The sequence below is a fragment of the Streptomyces sp. NPDC006294 genome (assembly GCF_042870895.1).
Classification (GTDB): domain Bacteria; phylum Actinomycetota; class Actinomycetes; order Streptomycetales; family Streptomycetaceae; genus Streptomyces.
The window spans coordinates 87019-102206 of the sequence record NZ_JBIAHV010000021.1 but is presented as its reverse complement, the minus strand read 5'-3'; the positions used below and the strand labels follow the sequence as shown (position 1 = coordinate 102206).

14 protein-coding genes and 1 pseudogene are annotated in these 15188 nt (G+C 73.8%); 5 read left to right on the top strand and 10 right to left on the bottom strand.

Going from position 1 to position 15188, the window contains the following annotated elements:
- Window positions 1-169 precede the first annotated feature (169 nt).
- Window positions 170-1495: a Na+/H+ antiporter NhaA gene (nhaA, locus tag ACFYOP_RS30045; RefSeq protein WP_356896979.1), complete on the top strand. Its 1326-nt coding sequence runs from the start codon at window positions 170-172 to the stop codon at window positions 1493-1495.
- Window positions 1496-1542: 47 nt separating this feature from the next.
- Here nhaA and ACFYOP_RS30040 read toward each other — a convergent pair.
- The 7 genes and pseudogenes from ACFYOP_RS30040 to ACFYOP_RS30010 all read right to left on the bottom strand — a co-directional run.
- Window positions 1543-1959, bottom strand: a pseudogene (locus ACFYOP_RS30040) (ABC transporter ATP-binding protein); the annotation flags it as partial.
- Between the two features lie 160 nt (window positions 1960-2119).
- Entirely contained in the window at window positions 2120-3289 is a 1170-nt protein-coding gene (locus ACFYOP_RS30035) for a hypothetical protein (RefSeq protein WP_356896977.1), read from the bottom strand.
- A 23-nt stretch (window positions 3290-3312) separates the two neighbouring features.
- On the bottom strand, window positions 3313-5016 hold the full coding sequence (locus ACFYOP_RS30030) for a radical SAM protein (protein WP_356896975.1): 1704 nt from the start codon (window positions 5014-5016) through the stop codon (window positions 3313-3315).
- A gap of 40 nt (window positions 5017-5056) precedes the next feature.
- Entirely contained in the window at window positions 5057-5788 is a 732-nt protein-coding gene (locus tag ACFYOP_RS30025) for a TIGR04283 family arsenosugar biosynthesis glycosyltransferase (protein WP_356896973.1), read from the bottom strand.
- 112 nt (window positions 5789-5900) lie between these two features.
- Entirely contained in the window at window positions 5901-6689 is a 789-nt protein-coding gene (locus ACFYOP_RS30020; protein ID WP_356896971.1) for an MTAP family purine nucleoside phosphorylase, read from the bottom strand.
- Window positions 6690-6692: 3 nt separating this feature from the next.
- Complete coding sequence (locus tag ACFYOP_RS30015) at window positions 6693-8180, bottom strand: radical SAM domain-containing protein (protein ID WP_356896969.1); 1488 nt, start codon at window positions 8178-8180, stop codon at window positions 6693-6695.
- Between the two features lie 46 nt (window positions 8181-8226).
- Complete coding sequence (locus tag ACFYOP_RS30010; protein WP_356896967.1) at window positions 8227-9639, bottom strand: FAD-dependent oxidoreductase; 1413 nt, start codon at window positions 9637-9639, stop codon at window positions 8227-8229.
- Between the two features lie 258 nt (window positions 9640-9897).
- On the opposite strand from ACFYOP_RS30010, the gene ACFYOP_RS30005 reads away from it, so the two are divergent.
- Window positions 9898-10992: a methyltransferase domain-containing protein gene (locus tag ACFYOP_RS30005; RefSeq protein ID WP_356896965.1), complete on the top strand. Its 1095-nt coding sequence runs from the start codon at window positions 9898-9900 to the stop codon at window positions 10990-10992.
- Between the two features lie 140 nt (window positions 10993-11132).
- Here the strand turns inward: ACFYOP_RS30005 and ACFYOP_RS30000 are convergent, their stop codons facing one another.
- Window positions 11133-11351, bottom strand: a complete 219-nt coding sequence (locus ACFYOP_RS30000) for a zf-HC2 domain-containing protein (RefSeq protein ID WP_356896963.1) — start codon at window positions 11349-11351, stop codon at window positions 11133-11135.
- A gap of 173 nt (window positions 11352-11524) precedes the next feature.
- On the opposite strand from ACFYOP_RS30000, the gene ACFYOP_RS29995 reads away from it, so the two are divergent.
- The 3 genes from ACFYOP_RS29995 (at window position 11525) to ACFYOP_RS29985 (ending at window position 13288) form a co-directional block, all read left to right on the top strand.
- Window positions 11525-12280 carry a methyltransferase domain-containing protein gene (locus tag ACFYOP_RS29995; protein ID WP_356896961.1) on the top strand — a complete coding sequence of 252 codons (756 nt, stop codon included), beginning with the start codon at window positions 11525-11527 and terminating at the stop codon, window positions 12278-12280.
- Between the two features lie 124 nt (window positions 12281-12404).
- Window positions 12405-12962: a sigma-70 family RNA polymerase sigma factor gene (locus tag ACFYOP_RS29990; RefSeq protein ID WP_356896959.1), complete on the top strand. Its 558-nt coding sequence runs from the start codon at window positions 12405-12407 to the stop codon at window positions 12960-12962.
- Window positions 12963-13015: 53 nt separating this feature from the next.
- Entirely contained in the window at window positions 13016-13288 is a 273-nt protein-coding gene (locus tag ACFYOP_RS29985) for a zf-HC2 domain-containing protein (RefSeq protein ID WP_356896957.1), read from the top strand.
- Window positions 13289-13321: 33 nt separating this feature from the next.
- Here ACFYOP_RS29985 and ACFYOP_RS29980 read toward each other — a convergent pair whose 3' ends face one another.
- Window positions 13322-14068 carry a TVP38/TMEM64 family protein gene (locus ACFYOP_RS29980; RefSeq protein ID WP_356896955.1) on the bottom strand — a complete coding sequence of 249 codons (747 nt, stop codon included), beginning with the start codon at window positions 14066-14068 and terminating at the stop codon, window positions 13322-13324.
- 167 nt (window positions 14069-14235) lie between these two features.
- Window positions 14236-15186, bottom strand: coding sequence for a helix-turn-helix domain-containing protein (locus tag ACFYOP_RS29975; RefSeq protein WP_356896953.1), 951 nt, complete (start codon window positions 15184-15186; stop codon window positions 14236-14238).
- Between the last annotated feature and the right edge of the window lie 2 nt (window positions 15187-15188).

Here is a 15188-nt window from a genome sequence, read left to right as displayed (position 1 = left end):
AACCCCGCGCACGCCCGGCTCACGGGAGCCGTCGCGGCGCCGGGCCGCGCGGAGGACGGAGGGATAGGGTGAGGGGAACGCGTCGCACAGGCGCGCGGTGTGCCGGGAAGTCTGGTCGGCGATCAAGGGGCCCGAGTGCCCGAGTGCCGACGCCCCGGAGGTTCCCGTCGTGTGCGCTGCCCCGCGCGAGCGATCCGTCTTCCTCGACCTGCTGCCCTGGCCGGAACGCAAAGCCGTCGCGCAGGCCCTCAGAACCGAGACGGTCGGCGGGGTCGTGCTCCTCGTGGCCGCCGCGATCGCACTGGTCTGGGCGAACACGCCCTGGGCCGGCGCCTACGAATCGCTGCGTGACGTGCACGTCGGCATCCCCGCGCTCGGCCTGGACCTGTCGCTCCAGCACTGGACCGCCGACGGCCTGCTCACCGTCTTCTTCCTCGTGGCCGGGATCGAACTCAAACGGGAACTGGTCCTGGGCGAGCTGCGGAAGCCCGCGCGGGCCGCGCTGCCCGTGATCGCCGCCGCGTGCGGAATGATCGTGCCCGCCGCCGTCTATCTCCTCACCGTCGGGGCGGGCGGGGGCTCGCCCGCGGGCTGGGCCGTGCCGATGGCCACCGACATCGCGTTCGCGCTCGCCGTACTGGCCGTCCTCAGCACCCACCTGCCGTCCGCGCTGCGAGCCTTCCTGCTCACCCTCGCCGTCGTCGACGACCTCGGCGCGATTCTGATCATCGCGGTGTTCTTCACCTCCGAGCTGAACCTCGTGGCCCTCGGCGGCTCCGTCGCGGGACTCGTGCTCTTCTACACGCTGCAGCGGCTGCGCGTACGCGGCTGGTGGTGGTACGTGCCGCTCGGCCTGGCCGTCTGGGCGCTGATGTACAACAGCGGCGTGCACGCGACCGTGGCCGGTGTGGCCATGGGCATGCTGCTGCGCGCCGCGCACGACGACGGCACCGCCCGCGACCGCCCCCGGGAGGCCGCGTCGCCCGCGGAGCGCACCGTGCACCTGCTGCGGCCGATCTCGGCGGGCGTCGCCGTCCCCCTCTTCGCGCTCTTCGCCGCCGGGGTGAGCGTCTCGGGCTCCGCCCTGGGCAAGGTGTTCTCCGACCCGGAGCCGCTGGGCGTCGTCCTGGGACTGGTCGTCGGCAAGACGGTCGGCGTCTTCGCCGGGACCTGGCTCGCGGCGCGCTTCACGAGGGCCCGCCTCAACCCGGACCTGGCCTGGGCGGACGTCTTCGCCCTCGCGGCCCTGGCCGGCATCGGCTTCACCGTGGCCCTGCTGATCGGCGACCTCGCCTTCACCGATCCGGCGCTCACCGAGCACGTCAAGGCCGCCGTCCTGGTCGGCTCACTGATCGCCGCCGGCCTCGCCGCACTGCTGCTCAAGCGCAGAAACGGCATCTACCGCCGGCTGTGGGAGGAGGAGAACGCCGACGAGAACGCCAACGCCGTCCCGGACGTCTACGAGCGCGGGCCCACCGAGGACGGGGACCGCTGACCCCGCCGCTCACAGGTCGGGCCCGCCGCACGATCCCGGCGCGGGGCCTACCGGTCCTCGGCCGGCGTGACGAGTTCGGCGAACAGACCGCCCGCGCCGGTCAGCTCCTCGTATCCGCCCTGCTCGACCACGCGCCCCTCGCTCATGACGATGATGCGGTCGGCCAGGCGCGTGTTCTCGAGCTGGTGGATGACGATGACGGTGATGCGCTCGGCGGCGATGCGCCTGATCTCCAAGAAGATCCGGTGCTCCCCGCGAGGGTCCATCTGCGAGGTGGACTTGTCCAGGATCTGCAGCGGAGTTCGCCGATACAGCGCGCGTGCGTAGGCGAGGCGCTACCACTGGCCGCCGGACAGCTCGGCGCCGCCGCCGCCCCACAGCTCCTTGGCAAGGAGGGTGTCGAGTTCGCGCGGCAGCTTCTCGACGGCCTCGCGCATGCCGACGGCGTCGACGGCCTCCCACAGGACGTGTTCGACCCCATGCGAGGCAAGCGGTCGAGCACGCGGTCGCAGTGCTGAGGCCGCCGGTCCGGCGCTCGGGGTTGGCCGAAACGCCGGTGCCCGTGACGCATGGGACGCACGGGATTTCCCGACAGCCGCCGTCGCCCTGATGGGGGAGGTGGGCTCAGACCGCCAGGGCCGGGGCGTACGCGCCGGTGACCGCGTCGACCTGTGCGTAGCCGGTGCGCAGCAGGAAGGTGTTGAGGCGGCCGTGGGACTTGGCGCCGAGGACGAAGAAGTGCGGCTCCGGGTTGCGCAGGGCGTCGACGCCGACGGCGGGCTGGGCGAGGCAGTCGCCGCCCGCCGAGCCGAGCAGGGTGGCGGACAGGTTCATGGGGGCGGCCGTGGCGTAGCACTCGTGGACCTGCAACTGCCGGTAGAGGGAGGCGTCGCCGACATAGCCGGTCAGCGACACGACGTGGTCGCAGACGGCCTCCCGCGGGCCGTCCGCGGTGGCCAGGGTGACGTGGACCCGGCCGCCGTCTGAGGCGAGGGCCTGGACCTGGGCGCCGGTGTGGACGGTGACGTTGCCGTGTGCGCCGCCGGCGAACGCCCGGGAGGTCTCCACGAGGCGTCGGCGGCCGGGCAGCGTGTCGTCGGGCACGGCTCCCCAGTCGGGCGCGGCGCTGCGCACGACCCACTCGACCCGGGTGCCGGGCAGCGCGGCGAGGTCGCGCACGGCCGTCTGCGCGGACTTGCCGGCGCCCACGAGCAGGACCGTGCCGGCCCAGCGCTCCGGGTCGTCGGCGGCGGGGAGGGTACGGGTGATCCGGTGGTCGAGAGCCCGCTCCCCGCGGGCCGGGATGCCGCCGGCGCCCAGGGTGTTGGGGACCGCGTAGGTGCCGGTGCAGTCCAGGACGAGATCCGCCTCCGCCGTCTCCTCACCGTCCGGCCCGTCGAGGAGAAGCGTGAAAGGGGCCGCGGCGCGGGCGCCCGAGCCGATCTGCTCGTGCTTGAGCAGGCCCGAACGGGCGACGCCGACGACACGGGTCCGCAGCCGGATCCGGTCGGCGAGCACGGGCAGTGCGGCGACCGGCTCCAGCAGACGGTCCGCCAGTTCCGCCCCGGTGGGGCAGTCCTGGCCGGTCGGGGCGTGTGGCAGCAGGGCGCGCATCCGGTGGGACACGTTGAGGTCCCACGGGGTGAACAGGCGCACATGGCCCCAGGCGCGCACATGGGCGGCGACCGTGTCCCCGGCCTCGTAGACGGTGAAGGTCCGTCCGGCGGCGGCGCAGGCGAGGGCGGCATCGAGGCCGACGGGACCGGCGCCGAGGATCGCGACGTGGTGCTGCATGGGGAACTCCTTTGCCGTACGGGTCACATGGCGCAGTGGACGGGGCGGGGCAGGCTGCCGTCGGCGAGGCGGGCGGCGAAGAACCGCTCGGTCACGAGCTGTCGGCCGGTGACGAGCGGGGTTCCGGCGGGGGCGAGGTGCATGTCCGGGCTGGTGGCCAGGTCGGCTCCGGCCGGGTGCCAGTGCAGCCCGTCGGCGGTGACGGTCAGCTCCGGGATGCTGGAGTCCTCGCCGATCTCCACCCCGGTCTGTGAGAAGCCGCGGCGCAGCAGCGGGCGTACGGCGAAGTGGTCGGCGGGCAGCCCCAGTCCGGCCAGCAGTTCGGCGACCGCGGGGATCTCGTGCGTGTTCTCCGGCGTCTCAGTGAGGGCGACGCGCGGCGGCAGACCGAGGTCGATCAGATGGCGGATGCCGTCCATGGTGCGCCGCCAGGAGCCGTTGCCGCGGTGCGCGTCGTGGGTGTGGGCGGTGGCGCCGTCCAGGGAGGTCTGGACGGTGAGCTTGCGGTCGGCGAGGTCCGCCAGCCCGGCGGCCCGGCGGCCGCGCAGCAGCATCGCGTTGGTCATGACGACGGTCGGCAGCCGCGTGGTGGCGTGGTCGAGCAGGCCGATGATGTCCGGGTGGAGGAAGGGCTCGCCACCGGTGAGATACAGGTCGGTGAACCCGGCCTCCGCGGCCTCGTCCACGCGGTCCCGGAAGGCGTCGGCGGTCAGGGTCCGGGGCGCTGCCTCGGGGGAGGATGCGACGGCGCAGTAGTCGCAGGCCAGGTTGCAGTGGAAGTTGGTGTAGATCCACAGCCGGGACGGGAAGTACGGGGTGCCGAACAGCGGGACCACCGGCCTGGGGGTATGACCGAAGTCGCCTGGCCCAGCGTCCTCGAGGGCCCGGGGCGTGGTCTCGCCCCAGCCTTCGTCGGCCGGCCGGAAGCCGGACGGCAGCGTGGAGCGGTAGAGGTGGTAGCGGCCCCGGGAGCGTTCGCGCGGCGGCAGCACCTCCAGGCAGGTGGTCCACCAGCCGGTCTCCACGGTCTCGACGAACACTTCGGGCAGCCCGGCGGCCCGCATCGAGCGGGCCTGCGCCCGCCAGTCGTAGGCGAGCGGCACGAGTTCGGCCTCGACGCGCCCGTCGGCGAGATCGAGGATCGCGTACCAGACCTCGGGGCGGCCGTCGTTGGCCGGTTTGCCGACCACGCCGACGTTGACGGCGAGCGTGTCGCCGATGCGCCGCTGCCAGGGCAGACCGCTGTGGGTGCACAGCACCACGTCGGCGCCGGACGCCGCGGCCCGCAGCCGGTGTTGCTCCTCCGGCAGCGACTCCCACCAGAAGTCGTTCAGGGCCAGTGTGGAGCCGTGCACCATGTGCACGTCCACGCCGTCGATCGTCTCCCGGCGCTCGGTGGGCAGGGTTCCCATCCAGGCGGCGAAGTCGCGGCCCGTGGCGGCGAGCGTGTGGTCGTAGACGATCTGGGCGTACTCGTTGTCCTTCGGGTCGCGGTAGCCGCAGCCGCAGTCGGCGTCGCCGCGGGCGATCGCCACGTCGTAGTTGCCGGCGACGCACTCGACGCGGTTGTCCGTCAGGATCGGCCACAGGGCGTCCACGTCGGCGCCGAAGCCGCCGAGGTCGCCCAGGCAGAACAGCCGCTCGGCGCCCCGGGCGCGCGCGTCGTCGACGAACGCCTGCAGGGCGTACGGGTTGCCGTAGGGGCCTCCGCATACTGCGATGCGCACAGCGATGGTCTCCAGTCTCCAGAGGGAACGGGCAGGGATGTCAGGACCGTTCGGCGCGGGCGCCGCGCGTCGTCCGCCTGCGGCCGGCGAGCCGGGGGCCGGTGGCATAGCGGTCGCGGATGGTCTCGGTGTCGACGCCCGCGAAGTACAGCAGCTTCAGGTACTGCATGAAGGCGATCATGCGCCAGGTGCCGTGGGCGGTGAACCGGCGCGAGGAGGCCGTCGACGTGGCGGGCAGCAGGCGCAGTTCGCCGCGCCGGTGCAGCCGCCGGGACATCTCCAGGTCCTCCATGACGGCCAGATCGGGGAAGCCGCCCAGCTCGTCGAAGACGCCCCGGCGGACGAACATGGCCTGGTCGCCGAAGATGTGGTGGAGGCGGCGGGCCCTGGCGTTCGAGGACCACGCCAGATAGTTCAGGCCGGGTGTGCGGCGGTCGAAGCGGATGGTCAGCCCGCCGCCGACCACGGCCGGGTCGGCCAGGCAGGCGTGGATCTGGCCGAGCGCCGCCGGGTCGACGGTGGTGTCGGCGTGGACGAACCAGAGCACGTCGCCGCGGGCGTGCCGGGCGCCTTGGTTCATCTGCCTCGCGCGGCCGCGTGCGCTGTGCACCACCGTGGCGTGGGCGGCGGCGAGTTCGACGGTGGCGTCGGTGGAGCCGCCGTCGACGACGATCAGCTCGCAGTCGTGGAAGTCCCGGCACAGGCGGCTCAACGCGGCCTGCACGGTGGCTTCCTCGTTCAGGACCGGGACGATGATCGACACCTCGCTCACAACGCCTCCGCGGGCGGGAGCGGCGCGGCTGACCCGGGCCGCACCGCCGGGGCCGGGGCGAGCACGGCGCCCGGCCGGAGCGCCTCGGCCGTGACCGAAGACGTAAGGGGGCTCATGAGCCGAACCGGTAGACGGTGCCGGCCGGGGCCACGGGGCCCAGCCCGGGCAGGGCGTGGGCGGCCAGGGCGGCGAAGGTGTCCTTGCTCGCGGCCATCCGGGCCAACAGCGCCTCGACCGGCTCCGGTTCGGGCGCGACCCCGTTGGCGTGGTCGGTGACGAAGCCGACCAGGGCCATCGGCAGTTCGGCCTCCCCGGACAGCACCACCTCCGGGCCGGCCGTCTGGCTGACGGCGGTGACGCCCGCGGCCGCCAGGGCCGCGATCTCCGGGCGGCTGTTGAAACGGGGGCCGTCCACATGTCCGTACACGCCACGGGTGACCACGGGCGCTCCGGTGCGGTCGGCTGCGGCGATCAGCGCCTGGCGCAGCGGCTCGCTGAACGGCCGGTCGAAGATCCAGTGGCCGCGTCCGGCGGCGCCGGGGGTGTCGTACCAGGTGCAGGCGGAGCCGTCGGGAAGCCGGTTGCCGGGAAAGTACAGGTCGTCGAAGACCACCAGCGAACCCGGCGGGGCGGCCGGATCGACCGCGCCGCACACCGTGAACGACACCAGCGCGTCGACCTCGCAGGCGAGCAGGGCCGCGAGATTCGCCCGGTGGTCGACCTGGTGGGAGAGCCGGTGGTGACCGGCGCCGTGCCGGGACAGCTGAACCAGTTCGGCGCCCTTCAGACGGCCTTCGGTGACGGTCACCTGCCCGTACCCGGTCGTGACGGTGCGCTGGGCCGCGTCCTCCAGATGCGGCCAGTCGTAGCTGCCTGAACCGGTGATGACTCCTATGCGCATGGGTTATCTCTCCTGTGGGCCGGGACGGCGGACGGACGGATTGTCGTGCGGAAGGTCGTCGTGCGGACGGTCGGGCGTACGGGCGGTCGTACGGGCGGTTGTACGGACTTCGACGAGCGGAAGCAGTGTGCGCAGTTCGGCGTTCTCCGCCGGGTCGAGCACCGCGTGCTGCACACACGCGGGCACCACCGTGCCCTCCTCAGGGTGCGCCATCGCGTAGTGGCAGGCGGCCAGCCGCTCCTGTGCCTCGAGCAGCCGGGGCTCCGTAGCCCGCTCGCCGCGCAGCATCATCTCCCAGGCGGGCGCGACGACTTCGGCGTCCATGAACTGATGCATCACAAAGGTGACCGGCCGGACACGGCAGCGGTGCCGCAGCAGCCGCCCCACCCCGACCCGGCCGGCGGTACGGGCCAGCCAGCGCACCGCGACCCCCACGGTCATGGGGTGGCGGGCCACGACACGGGCGAGTTTCGCCGCGAGCAGGACGGGCGGCGTGCCGCTGAAGCTCACCTTGCCGAAGTACCGGAAGAAGGCGTCGCGCACGGCCAGATCGCGCGGATCGTCCTCCTCCAGGAACGGATACCAGCGCCGGCCGACGTAGAAGCCGTACGCGGTGCGGTTGCAGCGCACATCACCGTTCTCGAAGACCCGGTACCCGAGCGTGCGGCCGGCGCCGCGCCCGATCTCCGCCCACACCGCTTCCGGGGTCGCCTCGCGGTACCGCTCCTTCCAGCGGCGCTCGTCGCCGAGGAAGGCGGCGGGCTGGAAGGAGAACATGCCGTACCCCATGGCGTGGCAGTCCCGGACGACACCGGCGACCTCGTCGAGATTGCCGGGCGTGACGGTCATGTTGTGGGCGAGGAAGTACCGCACCCCGTGTTCACGCCGCAGCCGCGCGAACATGGCCGCGAACCGCTGCCGGTACGGGTTCAGCGACCGTTCGTCGGGCGGGCGCTCGATGCCGCGCCTGCCGTACATGAACCGGTCGAAATGCGCGGCGAACGACAGTCGGCCGAAGCGCCGGCGACCGTCCTCGCCGAGGGCGAGCCGCTCCAGATGGTCGTAGTCGAAGTCGCCGTGCGTGAAGCTCATCGGCTCCCGGCCCTCGGCGCGCATGATCTCCAGCGCGGCGGCGTGCTCGTCCGGCGGGAGCAGGCTCACCTCGCCGCCGATGAGCTGGGCATGGGCGCGCGGGCCGCGCAGCCTGCGCAACAGGCCCATCTGCGCCGCCACTTGCCGCCGGGTGTGCGGGCCGTCGACCCGGACCTGGTTCGCGTCCCGCGAGTGGTAGCAGGGCGTGCACTTCAGGTTGCACCGGGGGAAGACCCCGTGCGTGCCTTCACAGCCCACCCCGTGCCGCCCGAGGATCTGCCCGGGCGTCTTGACGACGTCGGGCAGTTCGGCCCACCGGCGTGCCATCGCGGCCACGAACTCGGGATCGTAGGGCCGGGTCGCACGGTCCAGGGCCCGCAGCCGCGCCAGGATTCCCATCGGGTCACCTCTCCGTTTCCGGTGTCGTACGAGGAGCGGCGGAGGGTCACGGCCGGACCTTCCTGCGCAGCCCCAGCAGCGCGCCGGTCAGCGGGCGGGCCCGGGCGAGGCGGGCGTACACGTCCGTGAGGGCCGTGTGCCAGGGCCCGTCGGTGTAACTGGGGTACGGGTGCACGGTTTTGGCGTACTGGGACGGTGTCCAGCCGAGCCGGACCGCCGTCGCCAGGTGCGCGATGGTCTCTCCGGCGCGCGGGGCGACCACGGTCGCGCCGGCGATCCGGCCGCGGCCGTCCAGCACCAGGCGGGTGAAGCCGTCCACGCGGTCGTCGGCGACGGCCCGGTCGACCCGGTCGTGGTCCACGGTGAGGGTGCGGGCCCCCTCGGCGGACGTCACGCCCACGCGGGCCACCTCCGGGTCGGTGTACGTCACCCGGGGCACCGCGGCGTAGTCGATACGGCGCCGCGCGCCCAGTAGCGCGTCCGCGGCGGCGGCCCCGCCCTGCACCCCGCCCAGGTGCGTGAAGGCGGAGCGGCCGGTGACGTCCCCGGCCGCGTAGACCCGCGGATTGGCGGTGCGCAACCGGTCGTCCACGCGGACGTCGCCGCGTTCGGTCAGCGCCACGCCGGCGGCCTCCAGCCCGAGGCCGCCGGTGTTCGCACGGCGGCCGGTGACGGCCAGGAGCGCGTCGTACGGCAGCAGGTCGCCCGGGCCGTGCACGGCGCCGCCGTCGACCTTCGCGGCCCGGTAGCCGGTGCGTACCGTGACCCCCTCGGCCGCCAGCCGCTCCTGTACGAGAGCCGAGGCACGGGGTTCCTCGCGCGGCAGCAACCGGTCCGCGGCCTCCACGAGCGTGACCTCGGAGCCGAGGCGGGCGAAGGCCTGCCCCAGTTCGCAGCCGACGGCCCCGCCGCCCAGCACCACCAACCGCCCCGGCAGCGCCGTCAGGCTCCACACGGTGTCGCTGGTCAGGGGGCCGGCCTCGGCGAGACCCGGGACGGGGACCAGGGCCGGGGCCGAACCGGTGGCGATCACCGCGTACCGGAACGTCACCTCGCGTTCGGCCGCCACCCGGAGCGTCCGCGGTCCGGTGAAGACTGCGGCCCCGTGGGCCACCTCGACGCCGAAGGCGTGCAGGGACTCGGCCGAGTCGTGCGGCTCGATCGCGCCGATCGCCTGCTTGACGTGCGCCATGGCGGCCGCCAGGTCCGCCGGACCGTGCGGCGCGCGCAGCCCGTACCGCCCCACCCCGCGCGCGGCCTGCACCTCGGCGGCCACGTGCAGCAGCGCCTTGGAGGGCACGCACCCGGTCCACAGGCAGTCACCGCCCAGCCGGTCCCGCTCGACCAGCAGCACGCGGGCGCCGAGACGGCCGGCGGTCCGGGCGGCGGTCAGGCCGGCGCTGCCGCCGCCGATCACCACCAGGTCGTACGTCCCGTCACTCCGCGGGGGCTGTCCCATGCTCATCGGCCGCCTCACTCGCCTCTCTTGTTCCGCTGCGGCAAGGGAACCCGCCGGGGCGGCCGCCGCCTTCCCTCCGGGCACGACTCATTCGACACGCCGCACGGCACCGGGAGGCCCACCACCGTTCTGGCGTGTCGGCCACCAGGGTCCGGCACAGGGGCCCGGCACAACGGAATGCCGTCCGCGCCGCGCCGGGTTCCCGGCGCACGACGGCACACGCCGCCGCGCCCGTCCGTCGCTGCCACAGGGGAGAACATGACGACCGATGTCCCGACCGGCTCCACGACCACTGCGCGTTCCCTGACCACCGCGGGTTCCGTGACCGACGCCGTCAAGGAGTACTACGGCACGGTCCTGGCGTCCTCACAGGACCTGAAGACCTCCGCCTGCTGCATCGCGGAGCCGCCGCCGGCCCATGTCGCCGACGCCCTCACCCGGGTGCACGACGAGGTCCAGGACCGCTTCTACGGCTGCGGTTCCCCGATCCCGGCCGCCGTCGACGGCATCACCGTCCTCGACCTCGGCTGCGGCAGCGGGCGCGACGCGTACGTCCTGTCCCAGCTCGTCGGCCCCGAGGGCCGGGTCGTCGGCGTCGACATGACCGAGGAACAACTGGCTGTGGCCCGCCGCCACCAGAACTGGCACGCGGAGCGTTTCGGATACGCCAACACGGAGTTCCACCAGGGCTTCATCGAGGACCTGGCCACCGCCGGGGTCGCGGACGGCTCCATCGACCTGGTCGTCTCCAACTGCGTACTGAACCTCTCCCCGGACAAGCCGCGGGTGTTCCGGGAGATCTTCCGGGTCCTCAAGCCGGGCGGCGAGCTGTACTTCTCCGACGTCTTCGCCGACCGCCGTCTGCCCGCCGCACTCATGGACGACCCGGAGCTGGTCGGCGAATGCCTCGCCGGCGCCCTCTACCCGGAGGACTTCCGGCGGCTGATGACGGCGTCCGGCTGCGCGGACGCCCGTACGGTCGCCACCACGCCCATCACACTGAGCAGCCCGGAGATCGAGCGGAAGATCGGCTTCGCCGCCTTCGCCTCACGCACCGTCCGCGCCTTCAAGCTGCCGCTGGAGGACCGCTGCGAGGACTACGGGCAGGTCGCCGTCTACCGGGGCACGATCACCGAGCACCCGCACGTCTTCGACCTCGACGACCACCACCGCTTCCACACCGGCAGGCCGGTGCTGGTCTGCGGCAACACGGCCGACATGCTGGAACGGACGCGCTACGCCCCGCACTTCACCGTGACCGGCGCCAAGGAGACGCACTTCGGCCTGTTCCCCTGCGCACCCGCCGACGCCACGGCGACCGGCGCCTCGGCCTCGGCGGCCGCCTGCTGCTGACCGCGCCGGGCGGGGCCGTGGCGGTTGGGGCCGTGCCGGGCCGGGACCGGCTCCCCGGCCGCGACCGCCGGACCGGCACAGGCCGCACCGCCGGTACCGGCCCGGCGGCCACGGCCAACACCGTTGGCCGCCCCGGTGGTTCACGGCCCGGGCCGCGGCGGCGCGGCGAGCCGCCGGGCGAAGCGGCGCACGCGGACGGAGGCGAGCGATTCCGGCGTGCGCCGCGGGCTGCGGCGCAGCGAGACCTTGATCAACCGCAACGTCTGCAAGGAGCCGCTGCACGCCCAGCAGCGGGCGATGTGCGCGGCCACGCGCACCTGACGGCGCCCGGTGAGCTCCCCGTCGGCGAATGCCTCCACCGCACCGCAGAACCGCAGGTGCCGTAGTCTCTCCCGGCATTCCGCCCACAACTGGCGTGACCCGGGGACGCGCTGCCTCTTCATGGACCGGAAACCCAGGACGCGGCGCGGTACATTCCGATCGCCGCCGACCACCCCGCACGATCACCCGTCGACCACGAGGAGCCATCGCGTTGGACGAGTACGAGTGGCGCCGCTATCTCGCCGCCTACCACGACGACCGTCCCGGCATCACCGAGCGGTTCTTCGAGCGGGCCGACGTCTCCCCGCACGCCTGGCTGGCCGAGCCGCTGCGCCCGGCGACCGGCACCGTACTCGACCTGGCGTGCGGCACGGCGCCGCTGCGCCCCCTGCTGCCGGACGCCGACTGGGTCGGTATCGACTCCTCGCCGGGCGAACTGGCCGCCGCCGCCCGGCTCGGTCGCGGACCGCTCGTCCGGGCGACGGCCGACTCCCTCCCGCTGTCCGCGGCGAGCGTCGGCGCCGTCTGCGCGTCGATGTGCCTGCCGGTGCTCACGCCGCTGCCGCGGGTGCTCGGGGAGGTCAAGCGGGTGCTGCGCCCCGGCGGGACGCTCGCGGCCCTCGTCCCCTCCCGTCCGGGACTCGACCCGTCGGGGCTGTTGGGCTGGGCCAAGGTCATGCGCACGCTGGGCGTGGCCCGCCAGCCCTGGCCCAACCCGCGGGCCAAGGACTCCGTCGCCAAGGTGCTGCGGCAGGCGGGATTCACCGTCCGGGCGGACGAGCGCCGGGTCTTCACCCTCGTGCTGAAGACGCCGGAGGACGCGGCCGTCCTGGTCGACGGCCTCTACCTGCCCGGGCTGCGCCCCGGACGCGCGGACGCCGCGAAGCGGGCACTCGCCGAGTGGATCGGCGACGGACGCACCCTGCCCCTGCCGCTGCGCCGCGTCCTCGCGACGACGGAGCGGTGACCGTGCCCCTGCCCGTACGCCTCGCCGCCGGTGAACACGCCCGCGAGCACGCCGTCGGCCGGCGAAACCGGGAGCATGGAATGTTTTGGTCCCGTCGCCGGGTTTCCGCCGCGTGGAAGAAGAAGTGACCGCGTCGCCGGATGCGGCCGACTCTCGGGGCAAGGCGTTCGCCGCGTATGTGCTGCCCGAGGTGGAGGTGTTGCTGCGGGTGGCGATGACGCTCACCGCGCAGCCCGCCGACGCCGAGGACCTGGTGCAGGACACGCTGCTGCGCGCGTACCGGGCCGTCGACCGGTTCGACGGGAGACATCCCCGTGCCTGGCTGCTGACGATCATGCGGAGGGCCGAGATCAACCGTCACCGCCGCCGCCGTCCGCATCTCCTGGACGATCCCGACGCCGACCTGGACCGGCTCAGCTCCACGGGCGCCGGCGGGTCGGCGGAGGAGATCGTGGTCGGGGAGGCGTTCGACGAGGTGGTCGACGAGGCCCTGCGCGCGCTGCCGGACAAGCACCGTCAGGTGGTGCAGTTGGTGGACGTGGGCGGCCTCACGTACGCGGAGGCCGCCCGGCTGCTGGACGTACCGGAAGGCACCGTGATGAGCCGGCTGCACCGGGCGCGCAAACGGATCCGGACTCGACTGGCCGCTGCCGGACTGGCACCGAAGCGAGGTGTGATGTGACGAGGCACCCATGGTGGCGGCGCTCGACGGCCGAACGCCGGATGCTGCGACAAATGCAAGCGTGCCTGCGTGCCGGCCGGCTGCTGCAGTCCTACCTCGACGGCGAGACGGACGAGGTCACCGCCCGCCGGGTCGCGGCCCACGTGAAGGACTGCCGCCGCTGCGGCCTCGAGGCATCGGTCTACGAGGAGATCCACCGGGCCCTGTCCCGCGGGGCCGAACCGGACACCGGGGCCGTGGACCGGCTGCGCGCGTTCGGCGCGTCGCTCGTGGCCGACCCGCCCGCCGGCGACGAGGATCCGGGCGCCCCGCCCGCCGGACCGTAGCCACCACGCGCGAGCGCTCGGCGGGCACGAGACTCAGTGACCGGGGCGCCCCGACGGTGTGCGGGACCGGATCCGCCGGGCCGCCCACCAGCCGCCGGCGCTCAGGGCCACCAGCCCGGCCAACGCCGCCCACAGCACGGGCGATTCCGGCCTCCCCAGCGAATCGCCCAGTCCGGTGTAGACGAGCGTGCCGGGCACGATGCCCAGGGCGGTGGCCGCCACATACGGCCGGAACCGGACACCGGTCACACCGGCCCCGTAGTTGATGACGGCGAACGGGAACAGCGGCACCAGGCGCAGCAGCAGTACGGCCACGAAACCGCGGCGCGCCAGGTGCGCGTCGAGGCGGGCCAGTCGTCCCGATCCGGCGAAGCGGGCCACCGCCGGACGCCCCAGCCGGCGCGCGAGACCGAACGAGAGCGCGGCGCCCGCCGTGGCTCCGACCAGCACGGTCGCCGCACCCAGCGGCAGGCCGAACAGGGCGCCGGCGGACGCGGTGAGCACGGAGCCCGGCAGAAGCGCGGTCACCGCCACGGCGTAGCAGAGCGCGAAGACCAGCGGGCCCCAGAGACCGAGCGAGTCGACCCACTGCCGTACGTCGTCCAGGAGACCGCCGCCGCCCAGGACCACCGCGCAGCCGAGACCGGCCAACAGCAGTGCGAGGACCGCCAGTTTGACCATCGGTCCCCGGGAGGCGGCACGGGACGGCACCGGTTCCCGTGGCCCCGGTGGGACGGACGGCACGGCCAGGGAAGTGGGTTCGGTGGCCGGCTGGTCCATGTGTGCTCCTGTTCGATGTGACGGGCCGCCGTTGCTGCCGTCCCGGCCTCCGTGCCGTCCAGGGTGTCGTGTGGCACCGCGTACGGCTCGCAGGGAACCCGCTCGGCCGCACCGGCATTCCACGGCCGGCACCTGAGTCCGGGCCGGGGCGTTGTGTGCCGTGTCGTTCAGCCGGGGAGAGCCCGTGAGCGGAAGGTGCGGCGGTAGGCGTCGGGGGGCACGCCGACCGTGCGGTTGAAGTGCCGGCGCAGGGTCGTGGCGGTGCCCATGCCGGTGGCCGTCGCGATGGCCTCCACACCCTCGTCGGTCGTTTCCAGCAACTCCTGGGCGCGCCGGATGCGTTGAGTCAGCAGCCACTGCAGTGGGGGGGTGCCGGCAGCCGCCCTGAAATGGCGGCCCAGGTTCCGTGAGCTCATCCGCGCCCGGCGCGCCAGGTCCTCCACGGTCAGCGGCCGGTGCAGGTTTTCGATCGCCCAGGGGAGCAGCTCGGCGAGCGGGTGGTCGTCCCGGGCCGGCACCGGAGCGGTGACGAACTGGGCCTGGCCGCCCGCCCGGTGGGGTGGCACGACCAGGCGGCGGGCCACGGCGTTGGCCGTCGACGAGCCGTGGTCGAGGCGGACGAGGTGCAGGCACAGGTCCAGCGCGGCGGCTTTGCCGGCGGAGGTGGAGACCCTGCCGTTGTCCACGTAGAGCACGTCCGGGTCGACCTCCACCTCGGGGTGGCGGGCGGCCAGGGCGTCGGTGTGCGCCCAGTGCGTGGTCGCGCGCTTCCCGTCCAGCAGACCGGCGGCGGCCAGCACGAACGCGCCGGTGCACAGCGAGGCCACGCGCGCGCCCGCCTCGTAGGCCGCACGCACCGCGTCGACCAGGCCGGCGGGCGGGTCCACGTCGATGTCCGCCCAGCCGGGGACGATCACGGTGTCGGCGCGCCGGAGCGCGTGGAGCCCGGCGTCGGGCTCCAGCAGGAACCGTCCGACCCGCACGGCGTCCGACCCGCAGAGCGCGAGGTCGTACCAGGGTCCGGCCACCCCTGAGGGAGCGGATCCGAACACCTCGCACGCCACGGACAGTTCGAAGTGCAGCATCCCGTCGGTGACGGCCAGCGCGACAGTACCCATGT

Bases quoted from the DNA above. Each gene is read 5' to 3' on its own strand.
- ACFYOP_RS30015 (WP_356896969.1), bottom strand. From the start codon at position 8,180: ATGGGAATCCTGGCGCGGCTGCGGGCCCTGGACCGTGCGACCCGGCCC.
- ACFYOP_RS30005 (WP_356896965.1), top strand. From the start codon at position 9,898: ATGACGACCGATGTCCCGACCGGCTCCACGACCACTGCGCGTTCCCTG.
- ACFYOP_RS29975 (WP_356896953.1), bottom strand. From the start codon at position 15,186: ATGGGTACTGTCGCGCTGGCCGTCACCGACGGGATGCTGCACTTCGAA.
- ACFYOP_RS30035 (WP_356896977.1), bottom strand. From the start codon at position 3,289: ATGCAGCACCACGTCGCGATCCTCGGCGCCGGTCCCGTCGGCCTCGAT.
- ACFYOP_RS30020 (WP_356896971.1), bottom strand. From the start codon at position 6,689: ATGCGCATAGGAGTCATCACCGGTTCAGGCAGCTACGACTGGCCGCAT.
- ACFYOP_RS30010 (WP_356896967.1), bottom strand. From the start codon at position 9,639: ATGGGACAGCCCCCGCGGAGTGACGGGACGTACGACCTGGTGGTGATC.
- ACFYOP_RS29980 (WP_356896955.1), bottom strand. From the start codon at position 14,068: ATGGACCAGCCGGCCACCGAACCCACTTCCCTGGCCGTGCCGTCCGTC.
- ACFYOP_RS29985 (WP_356896957.1), top strand. From the start codon at position 13,016: ATGCAAGCGTGCCTGCGTGCCGGCCGGCTGCTGCAGTCCTACCTCGAC.